The sequence below is a fragment of the Niveispirillum sp. GW835-FHT14G11 genome (genome assembly GCF_058793615.1).
In genome coordinates this window covers 1-1,154 of the sequence record NZ_JBXAFZ010000060.1, presented here as the reverse complement: position 1 = coordinate 1,154, position 1,154 = coordinate 1, and the positions used below count along the sequence as shown (strand labels likewise).

Below are 1,154 nucleotides of genomic sequence, written 5' to 3'. Positions count from 1 at the left end.
GCGGACATGGTCCATGCCCTTGTCTTCCAGCCATTCGGCCAGATCGCCGGCGATGTAGGACGCGCCATTGTCACTGAGCAGGCGGGGCCGGTGGGCAACATCGACCTGCTCGCAGCCCGAGGCCTCCAGCGCCAGGGTCAAGGTGTCGGTGACGTCCTCGGCCCGCATGGTCGTACACAGCTTCCAGGCGACAATGTAGCGGGAATAATCATCCAGGATGGTTGACAGGTAGAACCAGCCCCAGCCAATGACCTTGAGATAGGTGAAATCGGTCTGCCACATCTGGTTGGACCGCGTGGTCTTGTCGCGGAATTCATCGGCCGCCTTGATCACCACAAAGGCTGGGCTGGTGATCAGGTCATGGGCCTTCAGCAGCCGGTAGACCGAGGCTTCCGAGACGAAATAGCCCTTGCTGTCGGTGAATGTCACCGCCAGTTCACGCGGCGACAGGTCTGGCGCCTCCAGGGCCAGTTCGATCAATTGCTGGCGCACTGCATCGGGAATGCGGTTCCACACCCGGCCCGGCGCGCTGGTCCGGTCGGTCAGGCCGCCTTCACCCAGGGCCCGATAGCGCGCATACCAGCGATAGAAGGTGGTGGCAGGAATGCCCAGCCTGTCCAGGGTCCGCCGCAGGGGCAGGTGCGACGCCTCGACCAGGCGGATGATCTCCAGCTTTTCGGACGCGGGGTATCTCATTCCTCGTCGCCCCCATCCGCGATCATGCTTTTTTTGAGCAGGCGGTTCTCCAGGGTCAGGTCGGCGACCACTTCCTTCAGGTCGCGCATCTCCCGCCGCAGGTCCTTGACCTCGCCCGTGCTGGCCTGGCGGGCCGTGTCGCCCGACAGACGTTTCTTGCCGGCCTCCAGGAACTCTTTGGACCAGCTGTAATACAGGCTCTCGGCGATGCCTTCGCGTCGGCACAGTTCCGCGATGCTGTCCTCGCCCCGAAGGCCCGACAGCACGATGCGGATCTTCTCCTCCGCCGAATAATGTTTGCGCGTCTGCCGCCGGATATCCCGGACAACCTGCTCGGCACCCGATTTCGGCGCCATGGATTTCTGCCTCATCTGCGTTCCCTTCGGTCACTACGATGAGCCAGAAATCCTCCCTTACGCAATCAGCCACTTCTGTCCCAAAGGGGCTGACGGCGGACA

1 pseudogene is annotated in these 1,154 nt (G+C 62.7%); it reads right to left on the bottom strand.

Annotation, left to right across the window (positions count from 1 at the left end):
• Positions 1 to 1,067, bottom strand: a pseudogene (locus AC1Q7F_RS32590) (IS3 family transposase); the annotation flags it as partial.
• Positions 1,068 to 1,154: the final 87 nt, after the last annotated feature.